The 25654-nt window shown below is 70.4% G+C and carries 22 protein-coding genes; 14 read left to right on the top strand and 8 right to left on the bottom strand.

All coding sequences use genetic code 11. The features are described from left to right. Position 1 precedes the first annotated feature (1 nt). From ACUKCB_RS16040 to ACUKCB_RS16005, 8 genes are all read left to right on the top strand, one after another. On the top strand, positions 2 to 1894 hold the full coding sequence (locus ACUKCB_RS16040; protein ID WP_473036423.1) for an MmpA family trehalose lipid delivery protein: 1893 nt from the start codon (positions 2 to 4) through the stop codon (positions 1892 to 1894). Further along, positions 1891 to 2031, top strand: coding sequence for a hypothetical protein (locus tag ACUKCB_RS16035; RefSeq protein ID WP_017542507.1), 141 nt, complete (start codon positions 1891 to 1893; stop codon positions 2029 to 2031). The genes ACUKCB_RS16040 and ACUKCB_RS16035 overlap by 4 nt, the downstream gene beginning before the upstream one ends. A gap of 230 nt (positions 2032 to 2261) precedes the next feature. After that, the gene (locus ACUKCB_RS16030) at positions 2262 to 3611 is read left to right on the top strand and encodes a glycosyltransferase family 4 protein (protein WP_473036422.1); all 1350 of its coding nucleotides are present in this window, start codon (positions 2262 to 2264) and stop codon (positions 3609 to 3611) included. Next, on the top strand, positions 3608 to 8050 hold the full coding sequence (locus tag ACUKCB_RS16025; protein ID WP_473036421.1) for an alpha-(1->3)-arabinofuranosyltransferase: 4443 nt from the start codon (positions 3608 to 3610) through the stop codon (positions 8048 to 8050). Before ACUKCB_RS16030 ends, ACUKCB_RS16025 begins: the two co-directional genes overlap by 4 nt. Continuing rightward, positions 8047 to 9126 (top strand): cell envelope lipid trafficking protein PgfA, encoded by a 1080-nt coding sequence (gene pgfA, locus ACUKCB_RS16020; protein ID WP_473036420.1) that lies wholly within the window; start codon positions 8047 to 8049, stop codon positions 9124 to 9126. Before ACUKCB_RS16025 ends, pgfA begins: the two co-directional genes overlap by 4 nt. Before the next feature lie 10 nt (positions 9127 to 9136). After that, on the top strand, positions 9137 to 9991 hold the full coding sequence (locus tag ACUKCB_RS16015; RefSeq protein ID WP_473036419.1) for an SOS response-associated peptidase: 855 nt from the start codon (positions 9137 to 9139) through the stop codon (positions 9989 to 9991). A gap of 232 nt (positions 9992 to 10223) precedes the next feature. Then, complete coding sequence (gene thiC / locus ACUKCB_RS16010; RefSeq protein WP_473036418.1) at positions 10224 to 11891, top strand: phosphomethylpyrimidine synthase ThiC; 1668 nt, start codon at positions 10224 to 10226, stop codon at positions 11889 to 11891. Between the two features lie 103 nt (positions 11892 to 11994). Further along, entirely contained in the window at positions 11995 to 12537 is a 543-nt protein-coding gene (locus ACUKCB_RS16005; RefSeq protein WP_473036417.1) for a hypothetical protein, read from the top strand. A gap of 91 nt (positions 12538 to 12628) precedes the next feature. Here ACUKCB_RS16005 and ACUKCB_RS16000 read toward each other — a convergent pair whose 3' ends face one another. Then, positions 12629 to 13447 carry a class I SAM-dependent methyltransferase gene (locus ACUKCB_RS16000; protein ID WP_473036416.1) on the bottom strand — a complete coding sequence of 273 codons (819 nt, stop codon included), beginning with the start codon at positions 13445 to 13447 and terminating at the stop codon, positions 12629 to 12631. A 358-nt stretch (positions 13448 to 13805) separates the two neighbouring features. On the opposite strand from ACUKCB_RS16000, the gene ACUKCB_RS15995 reads away from it, so the two are divergent. The 4 genes from ACUKCB_RS15995 (at position 13806) to ACUKCB_RS15980 (ending at position 18286) form a co-directional block, all read left to right on the top strand. Further along, a complete protein-coding gene (locus ACUKCB_RS15995; protein WP_473036415.1) occupies positions 13806 to 14480 on the top strand; it encodes a sigma-70 family RNA polymerase sigma factor in 675 nt (224 codons plus the stop codon). Beyond that, the gene (gene rsrA / locus ACUKCB_RS15990; RefSeq protein ID WP_473036414.1) at positions 14477 to 14788 is read left to right on the top strand and encodes a mycothiol system anti-sigma-R factor; all 312 of its coding nucleotides are present in this window, start codon (positions 14477 to 14479) and stop codon (positions 14786 to 14788) included. The genes ACUKCB_RS15995 and rsrA overlap by 4 nt, the downstream gene beginning before the upstream one ends. Positions 14789 to 15608: 820 nt before the next feature. Continuing rightward, entirely contained in the window at positions 15609 to 16955 is a 1347-nt protein-coding gene (locus ACUKCB_RS15985; protein WP_473041026.1) for an HD-GYP domain-containing protein, read from the top strand. Next, positions 16955 to 18286, top strand: a complete 1332-nt coding sequence (locus tag ACUKCB_RS15980; protein WP_473036413.1) for an HD-GYP domain-containing protein — start codon at positions 16955 to 16957, stop codon at positions 18284 to 18286. The genes ACUKCB_RS15985 and ACUKCB_RS15980 overlap by 1 nt, the downstream gene beginning before the upstream one ends. A gap of 19 nt (positions 18287 to 18305) precedes the next feature. Here ACUKCB_RS15980 and ACUKCB_RS15975 read toward each other — a convergent pair whose 3' ends face one another. Next, positions 18306 to 19046, bottom strand: a complete 741-nt coding sequence (locus ACUKCB_RS15975; RefSeq protein ID WP_013154702.1) for a GntR family transcriptional regulator — start codon at positions 19044 to 19046, stop codon at positions 18306 to 18308. A gap of 144 nt (positions 19047 to 19190) precedes the next feature. On the opposite strand from ACUKCB_RS15975, the gene ACUKCB_RS15970 reads away from it, so the two are divergent. Continuing rightward, a complete protein-coding gene (locus ACUKCB_RS15970) occupies positions 19191 to 20735 on the top strand; it encodes a sensor histidine kinase (protein ID WP_191268311.1) in 1545 nt (514 codons plus the stop codon). A 175-nt stretch (positions 20736 to 20910) separates the two neighbouring features. Here the strand turns inward: ACUKCB_RS15970 and ACUKCB_RS15965 are convergent, their stop codons facing one another. Next, a complete protein-coding gene (locus ACUKCB_RS15965) occupies positions 20911 to 21165 on the bottom strand; it encodes a WhiB family transcriptional regulator (protein WP_191268310.1) in 255 nt (84 codons plus the stop codon). Between the two features lie 285 nt (positions 21166 to 21450). Then, on the bottom strand, positions 21451 to 22383 hold the full coding sequence (locus ACUKCB_RS15960) for a diacylglycerol/lipid kinase family protein (protein ID WP_473036412.1): 933 nt from the start codon (positions 22381 to 22383) through the stop codon (positions 21451 to 21453). Between the two features lie 111 nt (positions 22384 to 22494). Between ACUKCB_RS15960 and ACUKCB_RS15955 the strand changes: the two genes are divergently transcribed. Next, positions 22495 to 22893, top strand: a complete 399-nt coding sequence (locus ACUKCB_RS15955; protein ID WP_473036410.1) for a hypothetical protein — start codon at positions 22495 to 22497, stop codon at positions 22891 to 22893. A gap of 31 nt (positions 22894 to 22924) precedes the next feature. Here ACUKCB_RS15955 and ACUKCB_RS15950 read toward each other — a convergent pair whose 3' ends face one another. The 4 genes from ACUKCB_RS15950 to ACUKCB_RS15935 all read right to left on the bottom strand — a co-directional run bounded on the left by ACUKCB_RS15950 (position 22925) and on the right by ACUKCB_RS15935 (position 25483). After that, on the bottom strand, positions 22925 to 23683 hold the full coding sequence (locus ACUKCB_RS15950; protein WP_014909463.1) for an RNA polymerase sigma factor SigF: 759 nt from the start codon (positions 23681 to 23683) through the stop codon (positions 22925 to 22927). A gap of 41 nt (positions 23684 to 23724) precedes the next feature. Continuing rightward, positions 23725 to 24150, bottom strand: a complete 426-nt coding sequence (locus tag ACUKCB_RS15945) for an ATP-binding protein (protein ID WP_452546857.1) — start codon at positions 24148 to 24150, stop codon at positions 23725 to 23727. 125 nt (positions 24151 to 24275) lie between these two features. Then, entirely contained in the window at positions 24276 to 24767 is a 492-nt protein-coding gene (locus tag ACUKCB_RS15940; protein WP_473036409.1) for a GNAT family N-acetyltransferase, read from the bottom strand. A 125-nt stretch (positions 24768 to 24892) separates the two neighbouring features. Then, positions 24893 to 25483 (bottom strand): class I SAM-dependent methyltransferase, encoded by a 591-nt coding sequence (locus tag ACUKCB_RS15935; RefSeq protein ID WP_473036408.1) that lies wholly within the window; start codon positions 25481 to 25483, stop codon positions 24893 to 24895. Positions 25484 to 25654: the final 171 nt, after the last annotated feature.

Here is a 25654-nt window from a genome sequence, read left to right as displayed (position 1 = left end):
GATGGGAGCCCCCGCGCGTGTGCTGCCCTGGACGGTGGGTCTGGTCGCGGCGGTGCTCGCGCTGGGACCCGCGCTGGGGCCCGGGTACGTGCTCCGGTACGACATGCTCTTCGTCCCCGGGCTCTCGCTTCCCACGGTGCTGGCCGGGGCGGACGGTTTTCCGCGGGCGATCCCGAGTGACGCCGTGGTGGCGGCCCTGTCCCTGGTCCTGCCGGGTGACGCGGTGCAGGCCCTCGCCCTGCTGGCGGTGTTCACCCTGGGTGGGGCGGGCGCCTTCCGACTGCTGGCCCGGCTGGCGTGTGGTGCCGGGCGGGTCCCGGGGCCCGTGCTGGCGGCAGGTGCGGCGGCCGGGACGGCCTACGTCTGGAACCCGTTCGTGGCCGAACGTCTGTTGTTGGGCCAGTGGGCGGTCCTGCTCGGTTACGCCGGGCTGCCATGGGTGGTGTGGGCGGTGGTTCGGGCGGCGTCGGCACGACCGGCGGCGGGCCTGGCCGCTCTGGTGTGCTCGCTGGTTCCGGCCGCGGTCGGGGGTTTCTCCTCGGTGGTGCTGAGCGCGCTCACCGCCGGCCCGCAGGCTCTGGCGGGACCGCGTCGCCTGCGGGTCGCGGGCCTGTTCCTGTTCGCGTTGGTGCTGGTGTCCCTGCCGTGGCTGCTGCCGTCACTGTCCAGCGGCGCGGCCACGGACCCGGCCGGGGTGGAGGCCTTCGCGGCCCGGGCGGACACCCCGTTCGGCGTGCTGGGGTCCCTGTTGGCGCTCGGCGGGGTGTGGAACTCGGGCGCGGTGCCGCCGGGCTACGGCGAACCGGTGACGGCGCTGGCGCGCCTCCTGCTCTGCGCGGCGTCTCTGGCCGGGTGGGTCTGGTGGCTGTACAGGTCTCCTCCGGCGGTGGGGACCGGGCTCTCGGTGTCGGCCGCTGCGGGGTTCGGGGTCGCGCTCCTGGGGGTGTTCGCTCCGGGGAGGGAGTTCCTGGCCGCGCTGATCGGCCTGTGGCCGGGGTTCGGGCCGCTGCGCGACGGTCAGCTGTACCTGGCGCCGCTCGCCCTGGTGCAGGCGCTCGGGCTGGCAGCGGTGGTGCTGTGGCTGTTACGGGCGCTGCCGGTCCGGACAGACGTGGGACCTGTCGCGGACACGGGCGGAACGGGTTCGTCGGGGGAGGTGGATCGGAGCGGTTTGCCTCTGTGGCGGGTGGGGGCCGTGGTGTTCACGGTGTGCCTGCCCGTGGTGGTGCTGCCCGGCTTGCTGTGGGGGGCGGGAGGCCGGTTGGCCCCGGTGCAGTACCCGGATTCGTGGCTGGCGGCGCAGAACGCGGTGGCCGCCGACGACCGCCCCGGCGCCGTCCTGGTACTGCCGTGGAGCGCGTACCGAGGGCTGGAGTGGTCCGGTGAACCGGTGGTGGTGCTCGACCCGGCGACCAAGCTGTTCGACCGCCGCACGATCTGGAACGACGACCTGATGGTGGGCACCAGGGACGGCGGGACCGTCGTGGTGACCGGTGAGGACGCCCGGGCGCGGGAGGCGGCCCGCCTGCTCGAGCCCGCTCCCGGGACCGCTCTGCCCGGGACCGGCCGGTCACGTGACCCCGATGCGTTGGCGGAGCTCCTGGGTGGTCTCGGGGTGCGCTACGTGGTCGTGTCGGCGCCAGTCGATAACCAGTTCTGGTCTGGTGCCGAAACTTTGTCGCCGGTGGTCGAAGAATCCGACATGACCTTGTTGGAAGTGTCGGACCAGCACATCAAAGCGGATAAAGAGGACATCTCAGGGTTGGAAGTTACCGGGGGGTTAGTTACAGTTGGGGCAATCATCTGGTCTATAGCTAGATCAGGTTCTAGTCTCGGGTTCCAGCGCCCCCAACCACGAACGGGCCGGGGCGCGCGGAAGGAGATCCCCAAGTGATCAAGGTAATCGCCGCCTGTGTGATCGGTGCGGCTCTGGCGGGAGGTGCCACCGTGGTGGCCACCAACCTCGCCACCGAGTCCACCGCGACCGCGGAACCGGTGAACGAAACCCTCTACAACTACGGCGACCGCTAGAGCGCCGTTTTCTGCGGAGGGCGGGCGCCCCGCCGCCAGCGGGGCGCCCGGCCCCGCACACCCCTCGCGACCGCACCCCACGCGGCCGCCCACCCCCAATGACGTCCGGTCGACGGGTCTGCTCGGCGTGCGCTCGGCACACCCCGAAGCAGTCACGCAAGGTTCCTGGTCTATTGCCCTTGGTGACCAGGGTCAGGCGTCGCGCCGGACACCGCGCGGAAGGAGTGCGTGTGGTCTTCCAGAAGGTCCCGACCCGGGTGGAGCCCGGGCACCACCCGGTAGCCCCCGCCCCGGCCGCCATCCCCGCCCCCGCCCGGGCGGAGGCCGGTGAGTCCGCAGCACCCGAACCCGTCACGGTCCCGCCCCGGACCGACCCCGGCCCCCGCCTCGACGGCGTCCGGATCGTCATGGTCAACTGGCGCGACCCGTGGCAGTCCGCCGCGGGCGGCGCCGAGGAGTACGCCTGGCGGATCAGTCGCCACCTGGCCGAACGCGGCGCCATCGTCACCTTCCTGACCAGCCGCGAACCCCACCAGGCCCGAGTCGAGACCAAGGACGGCATCGTCATCCGCCGGATGGGCGGCAAGTTCACCGTCTACCCGCGGGTGATGGCCTGGCTCGCCCTGTGGAGACGCGAGTTCCACCTCGCCTTCGACTGCATGAACGGCGTCCCCTTCTTCTCCAGGCTCGTCCTACGCCGTCGCACCAAGGTCGTCAGCGTCGTCCACCACGTCCACGACCTGCAGTTCAACGCCTACTTCTGCGCGCCGCTGGCCTGGTTCGGCCGGTTCGTGGAGTCGTCCGTGGCCTCCCGGATCTACCGGAACTGCACCACCGTCACCGTCTCCGAGTCCTCCCGCGCCGCCATGCGCGACAAGCTCGGCTGGCGGGCGCCCATAGAGATCGTCCACAACGGGGGCGTCGCCCCGCAGAACCCGGGCGAGGTCCCCGCCGCCCCCGCCCCGGACACCGCCCCCGCGCTGGTCAGCCTCGGCCGACTCGTCGTGCAGAAGCGCGTGTCCCGGGTCGTCGACCTCGCCCGCACGCTCAGCGATGACCATCCCGGCCTGCGGGTCCACATCATCGGCCGCGGTCCCGAGGGCGAGCACCTCGCCGAACAGGTCGGTCGGGACGGCCTCCAGGAACGGGTGGACCTGCACGGCTTCCTGTCGGAGGAGGACAAGAACTCCGTACTGGCCTCCTGCCACCTGCACGTCACCGCCTCCGAGTTCGAGGGATGGGGCCTCACCGTCATCGAGGCCGCCCGGCTCGGTGTGCCCACCGTGGCCTACGATGTGGACGGACTTCGCGATTCGGTCCGCGACGGCGAAACCGGATGGCTCGTCCGCGAGGGAGAGACCCTTCAGGACGTCGTCTCCGGGGCCCTCAAGGAACTGTCCGACCCCCGCAGGGCCGAGGAGGTCCGGCGCGCCTGTCGCGCCTGGGCGGCCCACTTCACCTGGGAGGCCAGCGGTGCCCGGATGACTCGCCTCGTCGCCGCTGAACTCGGCACCGGCGGATCCGCCTGCACACCCCCCGGCATCACCGACCCCGCAGCAGGCAAGAAAGCGAAGATGTGACTTCGGCGGAATCCACCGCCAGGCGCGAACCGGAGGATTCCAGAACACCGACCGCCCCCGGCGGAGTGGACGAGAAGCTGCTGGCGCGGCTCAAGGTCCTCGCGGTGTGTCTGCTCCTGGGAGCACTGGCAGCGAGCATCGACCCCGGCAGGATCGTCAGCGACACCAAGATCGACCTGACGGTCAACCCCCTGGGGTTCATGGAGCGGGCCCTCCACCTCTGGGACGCCTCCTACTTCGGCCAGCTCCAGAACCAGGCCTACGGGTACTTCTTCCCCAACGGCCCCTTCCACCTGCTGTTCGACGTGCTCGGCATGCCCGAGTGGCTCATCCAGCGCCTGTGGATGGCGGTCCTGCTCATCGCGGCCTTCGTGGGCGTCTACAAGGTCGCCGGGGCCCTGGGGCTGGGCACCGTCAACACCCGGATCCTCGCCGGCGTCGCCTACGCGCTCGCTCCGCGCGTGCTCACCCTGCTCTCCTACAACTCGGCCGAGCTCCAGCCCATGCTGCTGATGCCGTGGATCCTGCTCCCCCTGGTGCTGGGTGCCAGGCGGGGGTACTCCCCGGCGCGGGCGGCCCTGCTGTCGGGTCTGGCCTTCCTCCTGTGCGGCGGTACCAACGCCGCCTCCGAGCTCGCCGTCCTCGTCGTCCCCGGCCTCTACCTGCTCACCCGGGCGAACGGCCCGCGCAAGTGGCGGCTCATCCTGTGGTGGTCGGGCGCGCTCGTCCTCGCCTCGTTCTGGTACATCGCCCCGCTGCTCATCATGTCGCGGTACGTGTACTCGTTCATGCCCTACACCGAGGACGCCGCGGTCACCACCGGGATCACCTCCCTGTTCAACTCCCTGCGCGGCACCTCCAACTGGATGGGCTTCCTGCCCGACATGGGCAACACCGCCCTGCCCTCGGGGGCCGAACTCTCCCTCACCCCCTGGCTGGTCGCGGTCACCGCGCTGGTCGCGGGCCTCGGCCTGGCCGGGCTCATCAACCGGCGCACCCCCGAACGCCTCTTCCTCATCAGTAGCCTCCTCGTGGGAACCGCGATCATCGTCGCGGGCTTCACCGGAGCCCTCACCGGGCCCTTCGCGCCCCACATGCGCGAGCTGTTCGACGGCGCCCTCGCGCCCTTCCGCAACGTCCACAAGTTCGACGCGCTCATCCGGCTGCCGATCGTCCTCGGCCTGGCGCACCTGCCCCTCGTGGTCGCCCGGGACCGGGCCGACCGCTCCGGCCCGTCCTCGTTCACCAGGGTCAGGAGGACCGTCGCCGGGGCCGGCGCAGCCGTCTTCCTGGTCACGCTGGTCCCCATCGCCACCGTCGGCATCGCACCCAAGGGCGGTTTCGTGGAGATCCCCGACTACTGGTACGAGGCCGTGGACTGGTTGGAGGAGCGGGGCGACGAACGCGGCATGACCATGGCGTTGCCCGGTTCGGCCCGCGGGGAATACCAGTGGGGGCGCCCCCTGGACGAACCCCTGCAGCCCCTGTTCTCCGGCGCCTGGACCAACCACCAGATCATCCCGTGGGGCTCCTCCGGCATCTCCCGGATCAACCACGAGATCGACCAGCGGGTCTCCTCCGGGCGCGGCTCCGCGGGGCTCGCGGACACCTTCGCGCGCCTGGGCGTCACCCACCTGATCGTCCGCAACGACCTCCAGCGCGTGGGCAACAACGGCGGCTGGCCCGCCCGTGTTCACCAGTCCCTGCAGAACTCGCCGGGCATCACCGAGGCCGCCGAGTTCGGTCCGGTGCTCGGTTCCCTGGACCACCAGTCCGCCTCCCAGTGGTTCGACCAGCCCTACCCGGCACTGACCGTCTACGAGGTCGAGGGGGCGGCGCCCCGGGTCGGCACCGTGCCCGCCGGGGAGGCGCTGCGGGTCACCGGAGGACCCGAGTCCGTCCTGAGCCTGGCCGAACAGGGCCTGGTCAACGACGACCGGCCGATCCTTCTCGGTGACGACCCCGGTGCCGAGGAGATCGCCGCCGAGGACACGATCGTCACCGACACCGCCCGCCGCCGCGAGGTCGTCTACTCCGACGTGCGCCGCAACGTGTCGGCCACCATGACCCGGGACCAGGAGCTCGAACGCGAGGTCCCCGCCCCCGACATCCTGGACCCCGCCTGGGAGGAGTACGTCGCCCACGCCGAGGACCTGGGCGTGGCCGGGGTCACCGCGTCCACCTCCGAAGCGGGGGTCGAAGCCCACGCCGCCAACCGGGACCCGGGACACGCCCCCTACGCGGTCCTGGACGACGACCTCGGGACGGCCTGGCGCTCCAGCGGTTTCGCCGGAGCCCTGCGCCAGTGGGTCGAGGTCGAGTTCACCGAGCCCCGGGACCTCACCGGACTGAGCGTGGCCTTCGAGCAGCTGCCCGACGAGCCGCCGCCCTCGCGTGTCACCCTCATCACCGACAACGGCCGATCCGAGGCGGCCGTCGCCGCCACCGACGAACCCCAGGAGCTCACCGCCCCGCCGGGGCGGACCACCAGACTGCGGATCCGGATCGACGAGCTCGCCTGGGAACCGGAGTTCCGCTTCGGCACCCGGGTGGGCGTCTCCTCGATCTCCGTCCCCGGTCTGGAAGCCTCCCGCACCCTCGACGTGCCCGGGCCGGCCGACGCCGGCACCCTGCTCTTCACCGGGTCGACCGGCACCGCCCCCGGCTGTATGGAGGGTTCGCACGTGTGGGTGTGCAACCCCGCGCTGGAGGTGTCCGGCGAGGACGCCAACAGGCTCGACCGCACCTTCGAACTCTCCGCCGGGGCGGCCGGCGCGGCCCACCGGATCTCCGGGGAGGTGGTCCTCACCGATCCCCGCGAGGCGGAGAACGCCGCCAACCGGTCCGGCGGCCTCCCGCACGTGAGCGGTTCCTCGACCGCCGTCCAGCACCCCGCGGCCATGGGCCGGGGCGCGCTCGACGACGAGGAGAGCACCGTCTGGTACCCGGACCCGGAGGAGAAGAGCCCCTGGCTCGACATCGAGTTGGGTGACCCGACGACCGTGGACCACATGAAGGTCGACTTCCCCCGGTCCGACAGCGTGATGCGGCCGATCAAGGTCACGGTCGAGGGCGGCGGGACCGTCCGGGAGGGATGGCTCGACGGCAGCGGCCGGGTCGACTTCGCACCGCTGACCGCATCCTCCCTGCGGCTGACCTTCGAACGCCCCGAGGGGCAGGCCCTGGAGATCGGGACCATCGAACTCCCCGGTGTTCCCGCGGTGGACGCCGCACCCGACGGTGACGCCGCCACCGCCTGCGGCCTCGGCCCCACCCTGCGGGTCAACGGTCAGCGGGTGGAGACCCGGATCAGCGACGGGACCCTCGCGGACCAGCTCACCGGTGGCCCGCTGCACTACGAGACCTGCACCGACCTGGACCTGACCGAGGGCGGGAACCGGGTCGTCGTCGACCCCGGTAACCGGTACCAGGTGCGGTCGGCCCTGGTGGAGTCCGTCGAGGAGGGTGTCGCCGACCGCCCCGAGGTCCGGATGGCCGAGGTCGGGACCCTGCACTCCTGGGGGCCGGGCGAGCGCCGTTTCGACGTGGCCGCCGACGAGGACAGCCTGCTCGTGGTGAACGAGAACTTCAACGAGGGCTGGGAGGCCCGGATCGAGGGCCGCGACGGGCCGCTGGAGCCGGTCCGGCTGGAGGGCTGGAAGCAGGCCTGGCTGCTGCCCGAGGGCAGTGCCGGCACCGTCACCCTCACCTACACCCCCGACGCCGTCTACCACCGTGTCCTGGCGGCGGGCGGGGCGCTCGCCGCGCTGCTCGTGGTCCTGGCGCTGTGGCCGCGCCGCCGGCTGCCCGCCGGGCGCCGGCTCCGCACCGGCCCTCCGACGGGCTCGCGGGCCCTGCCCGGTGCGGGCCCCGGTTGGCTGCCCCGCTGGGCGGTACTGCCCCTGGGCCTGGGCTACGGTGTGTGGATCGCGGGCTGGGCCGGGGCCGCCGTGGTCGGCGTGCTCCTGCTGTCCCTGTGGTGGCTGGCGCGCCGGGCGCCCAGCAGGCTGCGCCACGCCAAGCCGGGAAGGCCCGCCATGGGCGGCCGGATCCTGCCCCACCTGGCCGGGCCGTGGGTGGTCGTCGTGTCCCTGTCCCTCGCCGGACTGGCGGCGGCCTCGGGGACCTACCTGGCCCTGCACATGCCCTTCCACGACATCACGCAGACCCTGGGGACGGCTCTGCGCGGCTGGGTCCCGCAGGTGCTGTGCCTGCCCGCGATGGCCCGCCTCGTCCTCGCCCTGGGGCAGCGCGGACCGGAGCACGAGCCGCCGGCCGCCGTGCGGCCTCCGGCCCGGGCGCGCACCGGTACGGCAGACGGGGACGCGGGCCGTGCGGGCCCGCCCGGTGCCAACGGGCACGGCGGACCCGGCCCCGGGCGGGACGGGGAACCCGGCCGGGTCGTGGCCGGGCGCGGAGCAGAGGAGGTCCACCGGTGAGCACGTCCTCGAACCCGGGCTCGGTGCCCGCCCCCGGACCCAGGGGCCTCCGCCCGGGGCCCGGCCTGCCCGGGGGCACCCTCCCGGTGGCGGCGGGCGCGTTCCTGCTGACCCTGTCGCTGCTGCTGCCGTTCTACGTCCACGACCGGGTCGCCCCGCTCCCCGCGGACGCCTCCTTCGACCTGCGCATGGTCGACAACCAGGCCAGCTACCTGGACACCGCCACCTGGACCCGGACGCAGGACGTCCGAGTCGAACAGGTCACCCAGGTGGAGGCCTCCGCGCACACCGGCGACTGGTCCGCCTGGGAGATGACGGTGAACACCTCCGCCGCCGACCGGGTCATCGACTACTGGAGCCGCCGCGTCATCGTGCACCGGGAGACCGGCCGCGCGGTCAACTGCTGTGGTGAGCACGTCAACGGTGACCACGCGGTACGCCAGGCCGGGCTGATCCTGTACTGGCCGCCCGGAGCGGCCGAGAGCGGACACTCCTTCTACGACGCCGAGGTGCGTTCGGCCCCCTCGGTCGAGTTCGAGGAGGACGACGAGGTCGCCGGTGTGGCGGTGCGCCGCTACACCCAGGACCTCGACGCGACCCAGGTCCCGGAGTCCGCGCGGCAGGTCCCCGCGGCCCTCTTCGATCCCGGAGCCGAGGGCACGGCGACCGCGACCCGCTGGCTGGAGGTGCGGAGGACGTTCTGGGTCGAACCGGTCACCGGAATGGTGGTGAACATGGAGGAGGACCGGTCCGAGACCCTGCGCCCGCAGAACGGTTCCGGTGAGACGGCCCTGCTCGACGCCGAACTCGCCCTGGCCGACGGGCAGGTCTCCGCCTACGCGGAGCAGGCCCGGGTGCGCTCGCTGCTGCTCCGCGCCCTGGACACCTGGGCCCCCCGGGTCCTGGGCCCGCTCGGTGCGCTCGCCGTGTTCGCCGGGCTGTTCCAGGCATGGCGGTCCCGCCCCCGGGCCGCGGGGTCCGCGGTGGTCGGAGGACCGGTACGGACCGTGGAGCGCGCGACCCGGACGGGTGAAGAGGCTGTGGAAAACCGGGAGCAGCGGGCATCCGCACCGTAGAATCGGACACATGTGCGGTCGCTATGCCCAGTCCAGGAACGTGCACCAGCTGCAGCTCGCCTTCGGTCTGCCGGAACAGGCGGTCGGGGAGGAAGAGGATCCGCGGGCCTGGCCACCCCTGGAGGACCTGGAGCCCGACTACAACATCTCGCCGGGAAGACCCGTCTACGCCGTGCTCGGACCACCGCCGCAGGGTGCTGACGAGGGTCCGGCGGGCCCGCGCTCCCTGCACACGATGCGCTGGGGGCTCGTGCCCTCCTGGGCCAAGGACCGCAACATCGGCTACCGGATGATCAACGCCCGGAGCGAGACGGTCGCGGACAAGCCCGCCTTCCGCACGGCCTACCGGCGCCGCCGCTGTCTGCTTCCCGCCGACGCCTACTACGAGTGGCAGTTGCTCAACAGGGACGGCACCGCCCAGGCCAGCACCTCACCCGTCACCGACCCCGAGCACCGCAGGCGCAAGGCCAAGGCGGCCAAGAAGCCCTTCTCCATCCACTACTCCGACGCGGAGCCCCTCGCCCTGGCCGGGATCTTCGAGCGCTGGCGCGACCCCGAGATCCAGGACGAGAGCGACCCCGCCGCCTGGTTGTGGTCCTGCGCGGTCATCACCACCGAGGCCGCTCCCGAGCTCGCCCACATCCACGAACGCATGCCCGTCGTGGTGCCCACCGAGGGCTGGTCCGCCTGGCTCGACCCGGGTTCGGGCCCCGACGACCTGGCCCACCTGATGGGGGAGACCCCGGTGGACAGGTTCGAGGTCGACGAGGTCTCCACCGACGTCAACAGCATCAAGAACAACCGTCCTGACCTGCTGGAACCCGTCGAGGACACTGGACCGGACCAGTCGGAGACACTTTTCTGACCCCGGAGGAGGCTGGACAGGCCCGGGGACGCCCTGTGTATGGTGTGCGAGGCCACAGGGGAGTGCTTCCCCGGGCTGGGGACACCGTGATCGAGGTGTCCCGGCACATTCGACGTGCACACATGTGAATACGCAACGCGGGAGCTCGCGCCATGGCGGGCTGAGAGGGCGACTCAAGGGTGCCGCCGACCGCAGAACCTGTTCGGGTAATTCCGACGTAGGGAGGCATGCCATGACGGCTCTTGACGGTCGTGAGGTTTCCACCACCGACGAGCACCGGGTGACCACCGGTCCCATCATGGGATCACGGAAGGCCCACCGGGAGATCGACACCCCCGAAGGTCTCACGCTCCGCGTCCCCGCACGCCGGGTGGAACTCAGCAACGGCAGCCACTTCGATCTGTACGACACCTCTGGCCCGTACACCGACGACAACGCGGACATCGACGTCCACCGGGGCCTGCCCAGGACCCGTGAGGCCTGGGCCCTGGACCCCGTGAACGGATCGGTCAGCCAGCTGGCCTACGCCAAGGCCGGGATCACCACTCCGGAAATGCGCTTCGTGGCCGCCCGCGAGGGCATGGACCCCGAGTTCGTCCGCGAGGAGGTGGCGATCGGCCGCGCGGTCATCCCGGTCAACCGCAACCACCCCGAGTCCGAGCCGACCATCATCGGCAAGAACTTCCTGGTCAAGATCAACGCCAACATCGGCAACTCCGCGGTCACCTCCTCGGTGCCCGAGGAGGTCGAGAAGATGGTGTGGGCCACCCGATGGGGCGGCGACACCGTGATGGACCTGTCCACCGGCAAGCGCATCCACGAGACCCGCGAACGCATCATCCGCAACTCCCCGGTGCCCATCGGCACCGTCCCCATCTACCAGGCGCTGGAGAAGGTCGACGGCGACCCCACCCGGCTCAGCTGGGAGATCTACCGCGAGACCATCATCGAACAGGCCGAACAGGGCGTGGACTACATGACCGTCCACGCGGGCGTCCTGCTGCGGTACGTGCCGCTGGCCGCCCGCCGTGTCACCGGGATCGTCTCGCGCGGCGGTTCCATCATGGCCGCCTGGTGCCTGGCCCACCACCGGGAGAGCTTCCTCTACACCCACTACGAGGAACTCTGCGAGATCTTCCGCCGGTACGACATCACCTTCTCCCTCGGGGACGGCCTGCGGCCCGGTTCCATCGCCGACGCCAACGACGAGGCCCAGTTCGCCGAACTGCGCACCCTGGGGGAGCTCACGCACATCGCCCGCTCCCACGACGTACAGGTGATGATCGAGGGCCCCGGCCACGTACCGATGGACAAGATCAAGGAGAACGTGCGCCTGGAGGAGGAACTGTGCGGCGAGGCGCCGTTCTACACGCTCGGCCCCCTGGCCACGGACGTCGCCCCCGGGTACGACCACATCACCTCCGCGATCGGTGCCGCCCAGATCGGCTGGTACGGCACCGCGATGCTCTGCTACGTCACCCCCAAGGAGCACCTGGGCCTGCCCAACCGGGACGACGTCAAGACCGGCGTCATCACCTACAAGCTCGCCGCCCACGCCGCCGACGTCGCCAAGGGGCACCCCGGGGCGCAGGCCTGGGACGACGAGCTGTCCAAGGCGCGCTTCGAGTTCCGCTGGCAGGACCAGTTCCACCTGTCCCTGGACCCCGAGACCGCCCAGTCCTTCCACGACGAGACCCTGCCCGCCGAACCCGCCAAGACCGCGCACTTCTGCTCCATGTGCGGGCCCAAGTTCTGCTCGATGAAGATCTCCCAGGACGTGCGTAAGTACGCCGAGGAGAACGGCCTGGACACCGTCGAGGCGATCGAGAAGGGCATGGCCGACAAGTCCACGGAGTTCGCCGAGGGCGGAAACCGCGTCTACCTGCCCCTGGCCGACTGACCGGCGGGGGACCCGGCACCTGCGGGCCCGCAGGTGCCGGGTCCCCGGATGCCGGGTCCCCGGACCCGTGCCAGGGTGGGTTCCCCCCTCAAGAGAGGTCCGTATGGATTTCCTCCTCCGTGATGCCGCCATGACCCTGGCCGTCTTCGGTTTCTTTTCCGCCGCGTGGTTCGGCTGGGCCCAGGAACGCCCGCCGGCGGGCGCCGCCAGGTGGTTGCTGGGCGCGGGTTCGTCACTGGGAACCCTGGCCGCCGCGGCCGGCGGACTGTCGGCCTGGCAGCACTGGAACAGCGGTTCGGTCCTGGCCGAGGACCCGGACATGAACCTGTACCTGATCATCCTCGGGGTCGAGTTCGGCCTGGCGCTGCTCGGTGTGCTCGTGCTGCTGGCCCTGGGCCGCAGTGACTACTTCGCCCCGTGGGTCTGCCTCGTGGTGGGGGCGCACTTCTTCCCGCTGGCCCCCGTGCTGGCCAACCCGGTGCTGTACGTACTGGGGGCGTGGCTGACCGTGTGGCCCTTCCTCGCGGTTCGCTGGGCCCACCGCCAGGACCTGGCTCCCAGCTTCACCACCGGTACGGGTGCGGGCCCCGCCCTGCTGCTGGCCGCCCTGCCGGCCGCCGCGGCCCTCCTCGGCGCCGGGATGTGAACAGAGGCCCCCTCCACCCCGTACCGCGGTGCGGCGGCCCCGTCTCGGAGCCCGTGTCCTCCCACCGCGCGCAGGCGAGGGGCGGCGGGGCTCAGTGCGGCTTGTGGGCGCTGGCCACCAGGTGGACCCCGACGTAGTCGTCGGAGTCGGCCGCGTGCAGTTCCATCTCCACCAGCCGCGCCATCGAGCGGGGGTCGCGGGCCAGCATCATCTCCACGGTGGAGGCCGACAGCACCGTACGCGGCTTGATCCACTCCAGTTCGAGCCCGGCCTCGGTGACCATCTCGGTGAGCTGTTCGGCGGTGAAGCAACGGGTGATGGAGCCGTCCGGCCAGGGGACGAGGAGCACGTCCGCGCTGGGAGCGTGGCTCAGTTCGGGCCAGTAGTCCTGTTCCGCCAGCAGCGCCATGCCCAGCACCACCGAGTCCACGCAGACCAGGATCCGGCCGCCCGGACGCAGGACCCTCGCGACCTCCGCCATCGACGACTCGGTCGCCAGCTGGCGGGAGAACACCCGGTTGTCCGCGATCACCCCGTCGAAGGAGCCGGGCGCGAAGCTGCGCAGGAAGGCGGAGTCGCCGACGACGTGGCGGAGCCTCCCCCTGCTGGCGGGACGCGGGACGGTGGCCCGCCCGTTCACCAGGGTGAGGGGGCGCATCGCCATGTCCGCGGAGGGCAGCAGGGTGACGACGTCGTGTCCGGCGGCCACGGCGCGGGGTGTCCCGTGGAAGTCGGGGCTGGACAGGTCGAGCAGGCGGGAGGGCGAGGCCGGAAGCCACCGGCTGATCTGTGCCTCCGCGACCGCCCAGTAGAACCGCCAGTAGTCCGAGAGTCGGTCGGTGGTGGCGAACTGCGCCGCGGGCGATCGGGGGCGGTCGGAGGCCGGAGTCGGGGACGGTCGCACGTGCACTCCTCTCCCATCCTTCAAAGGTTTCTACCCGCACTCTGCCATGCCTCACCTTCACCGACCGGGCCAAACGACAAAGTTCGGCCGCGGAGGGGGCTTTGGTCCCCGGTGCGGGCGGAATCAGCTCGCGGAGGACGTTGTTGTCACCAGCACCGTCCGAGGAGCAGATGCCCGGAGGGTGTTCGCGACACGAGGACAGGGAAGGGGCTGGGTTCGGAGCATGCCGACCGCCGGAGCGTGCCTTGAGCGCGGGGAAGCGGTGTCGACGCCACGCGACACCGGTGCGCAGGTCCTGGCTGTGGGGCCGTATCGTTGGGATATGGACGCCCCACCAGGGACCAGCGCGAGGAGGCCGAAGGGCTTGGATCAGAGCCAGGAGACAGCCGAGGAACGGGACGAGCGGTTCGAGAGGGACGTGCTCCCCTTCCTCGACCAGCTCTACTCGGCGGCACTGCGTATGACCCGCAACCCCGCCGACGCCGAGGATCTGGTCCAGGAGACCTTCGCCAAGGCGTTCGGTTCCTTCCACCAGTTCAAGGCGGGGACCAACCTCAAGGCGTGGTTGTACCGCATCCTCACGAACACCTTCATCAACTCCTACCGCAAGAAACAGCGGGAGCCGAAGCAGGCCGGGACCGAGGACGTCGAGGACTGGCAGTTGGCGCAGGCCGCCTCGCACACCGCGGCGGGCCTGAAGTCGGCCGAGGCGGAGGCGCTCGAACACCTCCCCGACAGCGACGTCAAGCGGGCCCTGCAGGAGTTGCCCGAGGACTTCCGGATCGCGGTGTACCTCGCCGATGTCGAGGGCTTCGCGTACAAGGAGGTCGCCGAGATCATGGGCACCCCGATCGGAACGGTGATGTCCCGTCTCCACCGGGGTCGGCGCCAGCTGCGCTCCCACTTGGAGGAGTACGCCGTGGACCGTGGTTTCCTCCCCGCGGAGAGAGCGGCCGAGACCGCTGGAGCCGTTGCTTCGGCAACGCCGGCCGGAGGCCGGGCACAGGTGAGTGGTTCGGATCGAGGAGATCTGCGATGAGCGGCGGCCACGACAACGCGGAGACGGACACCCCGTGCAGCGAGGTGCTCGGCAAGCTCTACACCTACATCGACGGTGAGCTTGAGGAGGGCAACTGCGCGGAGGTCAGGGAGCACCTGGACGGATGTAGCCCGTGCCTGGACGAGTACGGCCTGGAGGAGGCCGTGAAGAAGCTCGTCGCCAAGCACTGCGGTTGCGATCCGGTCCCGCTGGACCTGCGCGACAAGGTCCTCGGGCGCCTGGCCGAGGCGCGTAACGAGCAGTTGGCCCGCGAGGCCAGGGCCGAGTCCCCCGGGACGCCCGCCTGAGCTCCGGCTGAGGGACGGGCCGCCGGGGGCGGTTCGAAACAGGGTGGCGAGAGCTGGAATTCCAGCTCTCGCCACTTTTTGTGCGTTCGGGGAATGTTGTTCTGGTCTGCTGTCTTATGGTCCTTTTGTATGGTTTTGTGTAAAGAGTGCGGTTGCTCTCCTTCGTTACGAGGGTTTTGGTCATCGGGGCGCCCCGTGGGTGGTTCTCGGGGGGTTCGACACGCCCGGTCTCGGGAATCGGTTTTCGGCCGTGACCGACTCGGAATAAATTTCCTCGTCCTTCGCTGCGCCCGTTTCGCTTGGTAACTAACAGTAGTCATGGCTGATGGCTATCGGGTGAGGTGTCGCGGGATCGCCCGAAGGAAGGGGGGTTCCCGGGGGGTACTTTGTGGGGTGTTGTAACTCTGTGTAGTGGCTATCAATTGCTAATTGAATTAGTAATTCCACGCTTCGGAACTTGGTCCCCCTGTGGGCGTCCGGGGTGGCCCCGGTTCGGGTTGGGGGTAATCAGGAAGGTGTCATGGCCCGTTAAACTGGACTCCTTATCCAACGAATGAGGTAATTTGCGCGGCGTGCTCGGTGGATGAGGGGGTCGCCGCCGTGAAGAGAAGGGAACAACGATGTTCGTCAGCATGTTCGGTGCCATGATGGCTGCTGTTTTGATGGCTTCCACTTTTACCGGGTGGTCTTGGTGGTAGAACAGAACCGGTGAAACCATGACAGTCCGGTCGTCGTCGGCGGGGGGTGAACGGGGGTGCGGGCTCTTCCTTGGGGCGCGCGTGTCTACGTCGGAATCATCGTTGTCAGTGCTGTCGCCATCGTGCTCATCGGTCCTTACACGGGTATCGATCTGGGGACCCTGGTGCTCATCGCGGTTCTCTTCGTCGTCGCGGAGTCGATAAGCACGCACGTCGTCGTCGACGTCAAGGAAGCCGGAATCTCACCGAGTTCGGCGGTGTCTCTCGCCGCCGTCATCCTGGTGGGGCCGGTCGGCGCCGCGGTGGTCGGTTTCTCCTCCTGTCTGGCAGTACGCAGACAGGGCCCGGTCAAGCGGGCCTTCAACGGAGCCCAGTTCGCACTGGCGGCCTACACGGCCGGACACGTCTATCTCCTGCTCGGCGGCACCGTCGGAGTGCCGGGCCAGTCGGATTTCCCCGGCATCGTGCTCCCGTACGTCGCCGCGGTCCTGACGCACACCCTGCTCAACTCGGTGCTCATCGGCGCGCTCATGTGGTGCCTGGGCGTCACCCGGCCCGCGGGGCCCGGGCCCGTGCGCTGGCGTCCGCTGATCGTCCTGGAGGTCACTTCCGTCGGCTACCAGATGCTCGGCCTGGCGATCGCGGCGATCTGGGGGGCGGTGGGGATCATCGCTCCGCTCCTGGTCCTGATACCGCTGTTCATCGCCAGGTGGGTCTTCGGCCAGCAGACCGCCGAGGCCCGGGCGCACGAGGCCACCCTGGCCACCCTGTGCCAGGCGGTGGAGACCAAGGACTACTACACCCGGGGCCACTGCATGCGGGTGGCCGAGGGCTCCGCCATGATCGCCGCGGAGCTGGGGATGCCCGCCGAACGGGTGCAGAAGATCCGGTACGCGGGCATGCTGCACGACATCGGCAAACTCGGTGTGCCCACCAAGGTGCTGCAGAAGAACGGGAAGCTCACCGACGACGAGTACGCCGCGATCAAGCTGCACCCCACGCGCGGTTACGAGATCGTTCGTGAGATCAGCTTCCTCGACGAGGCACTGGCGGGGATCCGGCACCACCACGAACGCCTTGACGGACGCGGTTACCCGATGGGGCTGCTCGGAATGGAGATCCCCGAGTCGGCCCGGATCATCAGCGTGGCCGACGTCTTCGACTGCCTGACCTCCACCCGGTCCTACCGCAGGGCCTGGTCGGTCGAGGCCGCCATCGCCGAACTCCGGCGCTGCGCGGGAAGCCAGTTCGACCCGAGGATGGTCGAGGCCCTGGTCCGGGCCGTCTCCCGCGAGGGATGGCAGACCCCGGACATCGCCGAGCCGCCCGGCGGGCGTTACTGCGCGACCGAGGACCCCGAGCCCGGCGGCCCGAGCGCTCCGGTGCCGGCCCCCGCGGAGACGGGGAGGACGGCGCCGGTGGCGGAGTCCACATCGGCCGGAGTGGTGACGGGTGGTCAGGACCGGTGATGACGCAGAAGCAGCCGGACAGCCCGGTCCCGGTCGGTCCCGGATCCGGTGGACCGGAGGGCGGCGCGCTCAGCCACCAGCGTTCGGGTGAGCCGCTCTGGCGCACCCCGCGGCCCTTCCGGGCCGTCCTGGTCGGCGGGGTGGGCGCCGCCGCCCTGGCGGCTCTGGTGTCCACGGCCGCCACCGGGTTCGCCGACCCCTTCGTGGCGCTGGCCTTCTGCCTGGTGATCGCCGGTGGCGAGCTGGCCAGGATCACGCTGCCCGGTCATCGGGAGTCCGCACCGATCGCCCTGGCCGGGGCGATCGCCTACGCGTTCCTGCCCAGCCTGGGCGGGGAGCCGGTACAGCACACCGCCTGGCAGGTGACGGCGGTGGTCGCCCTGGGGGTGGCCCTGGGCGAACTGCCACACGTGGCGGTGGGGCGCAGCCCCCGGCTGGAGGACGTCGCGCGCAGGGTGCTCACGGCACTCCTGCTCGCCGCGGCGTTCCGGCCGCTGGTGGAGTCGCTGTCGTTGACCGGCCCCTCGGTCACCGTCGCCCTGCTCATGACGGCTCTGGTCGCGATGGCCTGGGTGCTGGACGTGGCGGTCTCCGCGGTGCTGCGTGCCGAACGGCTCCGTACCCGGCTGCGGGTGGCGATGCGCGACGAGACCCTGGCGCAGGTCGCCACGGGCGGGGCCATCGCTTCCAGCGGCGTGCTCATCGCGCTGGCCTGCACGGTGACGGGGCTGGTGGGCCTGTTGGTGTTCACCGCCCCGCTCCTGGTCTCCCAGGTGGCCTTCCGCAGGCACTCCGAGGTCCGCCGCACCTATCTGGAGACGGTCCGGGCGCTGTCCCGCGTCACCGAGGTGGGCGGTTACGTGGAGAACGGGCACTCGCGCCGGGTCAGCCGGCTCTCCCACGGGATCGCCTGCGAACTGGGACTGGCCGAGGCGGAGCTGCTGGAACTGGAGTACGCGGCCCTGATGCACGACATCGGCCAGCTCTCGCTCCGCGAGCCCATCGCGGGCGGGGCGACCGTACTGGCCTCGCCCCGGGAACAGCGCCGGATAGCGGAACTGGGCTCGGCGATCATCCGGGAGACCGGGGTGCTGGACAACGTCGCGGAGATGGTCCGCCGCCAGTGCGAGCCCCTGGCGGGGGACGGCGACGAGGGGGTGCCCCCGCTGGGCAGCCGGATCATCAAGGTCGCCAACGCCTTCGACGACCTGGTCGGCGAGAACGGCGACGCCGAGCGCAGGGCCGCCGTCGTCGAGCGCTTGCGCATGGACACCGACAGCGAGTACGACCCCCGCGTGGTGGACGCCCTGGCCAGCGTGCTCGCCCGCTGACCGGGGCGCCGTCCGGGGGTCAGTCCCGGGGCGGGCGCAGGCGGGTGACGAACTTGTACCTGTCGCCGCGGTAGAGCGAGCGGACCCACTCCACAGGGTGGCCGTCGCCGTCGAAGCTGTGCTGGCAGTGCAGGACCAGGGGCAGGCCCACGTCCACCCCCAGCAGCCGCGCCTCGTTCGGGGTGGCCAGCACCGTCTCGATCGACGCCTCCGCCTCCGCGAGGGAGACGTCGTAGGCGCTCGCCAGAGCCTCGTAGAGCGACGCGTATCGGTCGAGCTGCCTACGGAGTCCGGGGAAGCGCCGTGCGGCCAGGTGGGCCGTTTCCACGGCCATGGGTTCGCCGTTGGCGAGGCGGAGCCGCTCGATTCGCAGCACGCGGCCGCCGGAACGGATCGCCAGCAGTTCGGCGAGCTGGTCGTCGGCGTTGATGTAGCTGACGTCCAGGATGCGCGTGGCGGGGTGCAGGCCGTGTGCCCGCATCTCCTGCGTGTAACTGGTCAGCTGGAGGACCTGGGCGACCTTCGGCTTGGCGACGAACGTCCCCTTGCCCTGGATGCGCAGCAGCCGCCCCTCCACGACCATCTCGGTCAGGGCCTGGCGCACCGTGGTGCGCGAGGTGCCGAACTGGGTGGCCAGAGCACGCTCCGGCGGGACCGGGTTCCCGGCCGGCATCGCCTCGATCAGCTCCAGCAGCTGCTTCTTGACCTGGTAGTACTTCGGCACCCGAGGGTTGCCGTCCAGTGTGCGCTGCCCAGTCATCAGTCTCCTCCGCCGCATCCCGCGCTTGTCCCACACCCCGCCCGGAAGTGGCCGGTCCGGCTGCCCTTCGGCCGCCGATTGGTGTGGACCACTGGTCGAGTGCGTGTCTCTTGAGTATGCACGGCTCCATGGGATGATTTGTGAGTGCCTCACCTCAGCGACCTCATTCGCCGCCACACGTCACTCAAGCAGGCGGACCTGGAGTGGATCCACTCCCTGGTCTCCGACTGGCAGCTCCTGGCCGACCTCTCCTTCGCGGACCTCGTGCTGTGGGTGCGCCTACGCGGGGACGACGGCTGGGTAGCCATCGCGCAGATGCGCCCCACCACCGGGCCCACCGCGTTCCAGGACGACCTGGTCGAGACGGTGCTCAGGGACGACATGACCGATGTCACGTCCCGTTCCGGCCCCAGGGTGGTCGGCCGCCGCGCACTCATAGACCGGGCCTGGAGCGAGGGCCGGATCTGCCGGGACGGCGACCCCGACTGGTCGGGCGGCGTACCGGTGAGGGAGGAGACCATTCCGGTCCGCCGCGCGGGCAATCTCATCGCCGTCATCCAACGGAGTACCAACCTGAGCTCGGCGCGTACACCGAGCCGTCTGGAGCTCACCTACCTCCAGAGCGCGGGCGACCTCGCCCAGATGATTGCCGAGGGCGCCTTCCCGTTCAGCGACCAGGGTCCGCTCATGGTCCGCTCCCCGAGGGTGGGCGACGGTCTGCTCCGACTGGACCAGAACGGCGAGGTGGTCTACGCCAGCCCGAACGCCCTCTCCGCCTACCGGCGCCTGGGACTGACCGCGGACCTGGTCGGCGCGCGCCTGGACCGGACCACGCTGGAGCTGGCCGTCCAGGGTGAGGCCCGCGACGAGAACCTGACCTACACCGCGAGCGGGCGCGCCCCGCAGGAGGCCGAGGTCGAGGCACGCGGGGTCACCGTCCAGCTGAGGTCCATACCCCTGGTCATCGACGGTGTGCGGATCGGCGCCCTGGTGATGGTCCGCGACGTCACCGAGCTCCGGCGGCGCGAGCGCGAGCTCATGACCAAGGACGCGACCATCCGGGAGATCCACCACCGGGTGAAGAACAACCTGCAGACGGTGGCGGCGCTGCTGCGCCTGCAGTCGCGGCGCCTGGACATCCCCGAGGCGCGGGCGGCCCTGGACGAGGCGGTCGGCCGGGTGGGTTCGATCGCGATCGTGCACGAGATGCTCTCGCACACCCCGGACGAGGTCGTGGACTTCGACGACATCGCCGACCGGGTCATGCAGATGGCGGCGGAGGTGTCGTCCACGGGCAGCACGGTGGTGCCCCGGCGCGACGGGCACTTCGGGCTGTTGAACGCGTTGGTGGCCACACCGCTGTCGATGGTTCTGGCCGAACTGGTACAGAACGCGGTGGAGCACGGGCTGGGTCAGGGGCCGGGGCTGATCGAGGTGAGGGTGCACCGGTTCGACGCGGGGCCGGGCTTCCCGGGCACGAGCAGCCTGGAGCTGGCCGTCTCCGACGACGGGGGCGGCCTTCCGGAGGACTTCGACCTGGAAGGGACCACGAGTCTGGGGTTGCAGATCGTGCGAACCCTGATCGTGGGCGAGCTCGGGGGGACTCTGGCGATCAAGCCAAAGGAGAGCGGCGGTACGGAGGTGGCGATCAGCCTGCCTCTGGAACACGAGGAGAGGGAGGCCCCCTAGCCGACCGCGTCCGCTCGGCGGTGGGACTCCGCCCGCACGGCCGTGTGCCGGCCCCCGCCGCGCCAAGCGGGGGGTCGGTGGCATCACCGCCACGCGGTGCCCGGAGGCACCGTTGCGCTCCGGGGCGTACCGGGACGGTTCTCGCGTGGTGTCCGTCGGTGACGGAGCGGGAGGATCAGCTGCGGACCATGGGCCGCAGTGCGGAGCCGCGGCGCTTGATGCGACGCCGCTCCTCCTCGGAGGTCCCTCCCCAGACCCCGCCGTCCTGGCCGCTTTCCAGCGCCCACTTCAGGCAGGCGGAACTGACCGGGCAGCGCTGGCAGACTGCCTTGGCCTCCTCGATCTGGATCAGTGCGGGGCCGTAGTTGCCGATGGGGAAGAAGAGTTCGGGGTCTTCGTCACGGCAGGCTGCGTCATGGCGCCAGTCCATGCGGTCCACTCCTCACAGTGAGGCGATCATTTGTGAAGCTTTTCACGATCGGAATGTGCAAGGGCGCCCGGTGGATGGGGACCACCGGGGGGCGTCCAGGCCGAGGTAGTTGAGGTTTCACCCCACGGCCACGTGGGAAGCGCCCAAATTAACTCGCCCGTAACTCGCGGCGATAACTTGAGCGTGACAGGATCGCGGGGGCCATGCAAGAGCTCCCGAGGCCGAAGGTCCTGTTCGGCGTGTCGGGTGCGTCACAGTGGTCGTGAATGGCTGCTTTTCCGGTAATTAACAGAAGATTCGTAATGCCTTCGGTACCGAGTGGAAGTTGACCTGTTTGCGCTCTCCCAGGTATTCACCATCGATTTGGAAGGCTCTCGGATGGCTTGACGAGATCCGGAGCTCCGGCTGGTCGTGCCAGGTCACGTAGCCGTCCCCACGTGCGGGAAGGCCCTTGGGGAAGAACATCTGGGAAAGAACCCAGCCAGTCAGCGCGTGCGAGGACTGGGTCAGCGCGAAAGCGTCCAGGCCGAGCTCGAAACGGGAGTCCGGGGTCGGTTGAAGTGGTAGCGCTCCCGCGTACGTCCACGGAGTGGTGTTCGTGACCAGTGCGAAATAGACATGGTCCAGGGACCTTCCACCACCGGCCACGCTGAGTGACGGATCGCTTATATCCCCTTGGAAGAACAGCTTTACCGCGGCTTCCGCGTAGAGAGCCGGAGTCGCCTTCCTGCCGTTGCCGCGTTCGTGTTCCACCTGTTGCACCACGTCGGCGTCCCAACCGAATCCGGCACAGAACGTGAAGTACCGGTCGTCCTGGTCGCCGGTGATCCGGCCCAGCCCGATCTCCTTCTCGCGTCCCGCCCGGATCGCCTCCAGTACCGCGCCGGTGGCCTCGATCGGGTCGCCGGGGACGCCCAGAGCACGGATGAACACGTTCGCGCTGCCCCCGGGGATCACGGCGTAGCGGGGGCGGGTCAGCTCCTGCGGGGTGGCGAGGAGGCCGTTGACGATCTCGTTGACGGTGCCGTCGCCGCCCAGGCTCAACACGAGTTCGTAGCCTTCGGCCGCGGCCGTCGCGGCCAGTTCACGGGCGTGGTCGCGGTAGGCGGTCTCGACGGGGGTGACGTCCAGCTCGGATGCCAGGGCGCCCAGGATCACCTCGCGGGTGCGCGAGGTGGTCGTGGTCGCATGGGGGTTCACGATGAATAGGGCTCGCACCCGGCCAGTCTAGGCGGTGGGCGCCTCGCCGGGGGTGGAGTGGATCCCCATGGCCCGGAGCAGGACGGGGGCGGGGAGGGGTGAGTTCCGGGGCGCGTATAGGCTCTTCGGGTGTCCTCGCGTCCCATCACCCTCGTCGTCGCCGCCGCACTGGAGGCCCTGGTCGGGCTGGCCGCGGCGGCCGGCGGTCTCTACAGCCTCTACACCGCGGTCACCGGCCGGGCCGGTGATCCGGTCACCTCCGCCGTCCCGCTCACCCTGATCGGCGTCGGGGTCGGTGCGTTGCTGGTCTTCGTCGCGCGCGGGCTGTGGCAGCTGCGCGACTGGGCCCGCACCCCGGTGGTGGTCACCCAGCTCTTCATGGCCGTGGTGGCGTACTACATGTTCACCGGGGAGCAGTACCTGTTCGGCGCCCTCATGCTCGGCACGGCCGTCGTCGCCGCGGCCGCGGTCCTGGCCCCGCCGACGACCGCGGTGCTGTTCCCCGGGACCGAAGAGGATCGCCGGTAGCCAGCACCGCGGCCGAAGGCCACGGATCAGGTCAGTCGTCCGTGGTGAGAGCCTGCCGCAACTGTGCCAGGGTGCGCGCCAGCAGACGCGACACGTGCATCTGGGAGATCCCCAGCTCCTGGGCGATCTGCGACTGGGTCATGTTCCCGAAGAAGCGCAGCAGCAGGATGCGCTTCTCCCGGGGCGGTAGCTGTTCCAGAAGAGGTTTCAGCGACTCGCGGTACTCGACGCCCTCCAACGACTCGTCGACGATCCCCAGGGAGTCGGCCACCGCGGGGGCGTCCTCGTCACCGCTGTCGGGAGCGTCCAACGAAACCGTCGAGTAGGCGTTGGCGGACTCCAGGCCCTCCAACACCTCCTCCTCGGTCATCTGGAGGTGCTGGGCCAGTTCCGCCACGGTGGGGGAGCGCCCCTCCCGCTGCGAGAGGTCGCTGACGGCCTTGGTCAGCGAGAGCTTCAGCTCCTGAAGGCGGCGGGGAACCCGTACCGCCCAGCCCTTGTCCCGGAAGTGGCGCTTGATCTCACCGACGATCGTCGGGGTCGCGTAGGTGGAGAACTCCACCCCGCGCTCCAGGTCGAACCGGTCGATGGACTTGATGAGCCCGATCGTGGCCACCTGGGTGAGATCGTCCAGCCACTCACCGCGGTTGCGGAAGCGCCGGGCCAGGTACTCCACCAAGGGCAGGTGGAGTTCCACCAGCTCGTCCCGGATCCTCCGGCGCTCGGCCGAATCCGCGTCGAGTTCGTTAAGGCGCTCGAACAACTCTCTCGCGCGCGCCCGGTCGGGCACCGCGTGCTCGGTCTTCGCTGTCAGAGCGGGCCCCCTTTCGCTCACGCCGGCTCCAGGGTGCCGCGGCGTTTGTACAGGACGATGTAGACGCGATCGTCCGGGCCGACCCCCGCGTCGACATCCCCCGCGAGAGCGGACAGGACGGTCCAGGCGAAGGTGTCCCGGGCGGGGAGGCGTCCGTCCGCGGTCAGCACCGAGACGGAGATGCGCATCCCATCGGGGGTGAGTTCGAATTCCGTGGTCAGATCTGTGCCCGGCAGCGCCTGGGAGAGGAGCATCGCGCACGCCTCGTCGACCCCGATCCTCAGGTCCTCGATCTCGTCGAGGGTGAAGTCGAGCCGTGCTGCCAGCCCTGCGGTCGCCGTGCGCAGGACAGACAGATAAGCGCTGTCGGCGGGCATGTTGACGGTGACAGCGTCGCGTACACCGGTGGCGTCGGCCGTGGGCACAGCGGTTTCTTCGGTCACGTCCCTCCTTCGGGGGGCGAGGTTGCCGCTTGAGAGCAATGTATCTCGTTTCACCCTGCCACTGACGCAGGGAGGGTGGATCGTGTCCGTCCGTCAAGGCGCGGATACGAGACGAACGGCCCGGCTCAGCCCTTTGTGGAGCCCAGGTCGGCCAGCGCGTCGCCGTCCAGGCGACGGACCGTCCACTCGTCCAGGGACGTCGAACCCAGGGACTTGTAGAACTCGATCGCGGGCATGTTCCAGTCCAGCACCGACCACTCCAGCCGGGTGTAGCCGCGTTCCACGCAGAGCCGGGCGAGGTTCCTCAGCAGGGCCAGGCCGTAGCCGTTTCCGCGCAGTTCGGGGCGGACGTACAGGTCCTCCAGGTGGATGCCGTGCCGACCGGTCCAGGTGGAGTAGTTGCGGAACCACAGGGCGAACCCCGCAGGGGCGGGCGGGCCGTTGCCGCCCGCGTGTTCCGCCACGTGCGCGTAGACCGAGGCGTCCGGTCCGAACAACGCGGTGTGCAGATCCTCCTCGGTCGAGACGACCGCTTCGGGCTCCTTCTCGTACTCCGCGAGTTCCCGGATCATCCGATGGATCTCGGGAACGTCGTCGGGGCGTGCGGGACGGATCATCGGTCCACCTCGGTCGCGGGTCAAATCTGCGGTCGTTTCCAGGGTATGTGCTGGACGGGCGGGGTTCGCGGGGACCGGGGGACCCGCGTGGCGGTCGGCCCGCGGGATCCGTCCGGCCGGTCCGCTCAGCGCGGCCGGTGCGCGACCAACCGCTCCACCAGTCCGAGGAGCAGGCGGTCGTGGTGGCCCACCTCGAAGCCGACCTCCTCGGCCACGGTCCGGGGCAGTCTGCGGGGGTGTTTGCGCAGGCGTTCACGTAGCCGGAACGGGAACCGGGTGTACTCGATGTGGTCGACCAGCAGCAGCCGCCCCCCGGGTACCAGCACCCGGTACATCTCCGCCAGCGCACGCTCCTGGTCGGGGACGGCGCACAGGGCGAGCACGCACACCACGGTGTCGAAGGAGCGGTCGGAGAAGGACATCCGTTGGGCGTCGCCCTCCACCAGGGAGACCGGACGGCCCTGTTCCTCGGCCCTGTCCCGGGCCCCGGCCAGCATCGCGGGGCTCAGGTCCAGTCCGGTCAGCTTCACCTGGGGCGGGTAGTACTCCAGGTTCCGTCCCGTGCCCACGGCCACCTCCAGGGTGCGCCCCCTGGCACCGCCGCAGAGCAGAGCGCGGGTCCGCAGGATCGCCGGTGGCTCGTAACGGCCCCCGGTGTCGTAGCTCCCGGCCCGGTTCTCCCAGAGCCTGCGGGCCTTCTCCGTACGCGCGTCCATGCCTCTCCCCGGGGTCCAGGCCCTGATTCACGGATCACTCCAGACCGTCTGGGTGCCCCTGGGAAATGACTCTGGCGTTGGGAGGCCCTCCGGTCAAGGGCATCGGGCCCCGGCCCGGCGGGCGTCGTCGCGCCGGGGACCCGGGCGAGGCCAGGGCCCCGCGCTCGCGGA

This window comes from Nocardiopsis moroccensis, assembly GCF_055763695.1.
The sequence above is the reverse complement of the archived record's forward strand: the minus strand, read 5'-3'. Positions and strand labels throughout refer to the sequence as shown.

Coding starts and splice junctions, on each gene's coding strand:
- ACUKCB_RS16040 (WP_473036423.1), top strand. CDS start 2: ATGGGAGCCCCCGCGCGTGTGCTGCCCTGGACGGTGGGTCTGGTCGCG.
- ACUKCB_RS16015 (WP_473036419.1), top strand. CDS start 9,137: ATGTGCGGTCGCTATGCCCAGTCCAGGAACGTGCACCAGCTGCAGCTC.
- thiC (WP_473036418.1), top strand. CDS start 10,224: ATGACGGCTCTTGACGGTCGTGAGGTTTCCACCACCGACGAGCACCGG.
- ACUKCB_RS16005 (WP_473036417.1), top strand. CDS start 11,995: ATGGATTTCCTCCTCCGTGATGCCGCCATGACCCTGGCCGTCTTCGGT.
- rsrA (WP_473036414.1), top strand. CDS start 14,477: ATGAGCGGCGGCCACGACAACGCGGAGACGGACACCCCGTGCAGCGAG.
- ACUKCB_RS15980 (WP_473036413.1), top strand. CDS start 16,955: ATGACGCAGAAGCAGCCGGACAGCCCGGTCCCGGTCGGTCCCGGATCC.
- ACUKCB_RS15975 (WP_013154702.1), bottom strand. CDS start 19,046: ATGACTGGGCAGCGCACACTGGACGGCAACCCTCGGGTGCCGAAGTAC.
- ACUKCB_RS15965 (WP_191268310.1), bottom strand. CDS start 21,165: ATGGACTGGCGCCATGACGCAGCCTGCCGTGACGAAGACCCCGAACTC.
- ACUKCB_RS15940 (WP_473036409.1), bottom strand. CDS start 24,767: ATGATCCGTCCCGCACGCCCCGACGACGTTCCCGAGATCCATCGGATG.
- ACUKCB_RS15935 (WP_473036408.1), bottom strand. CDS start 25,483: ATGGACGCGCGTACGGAGAAGGCCCGCAGGCTCTGGGAGAACCGGGCC.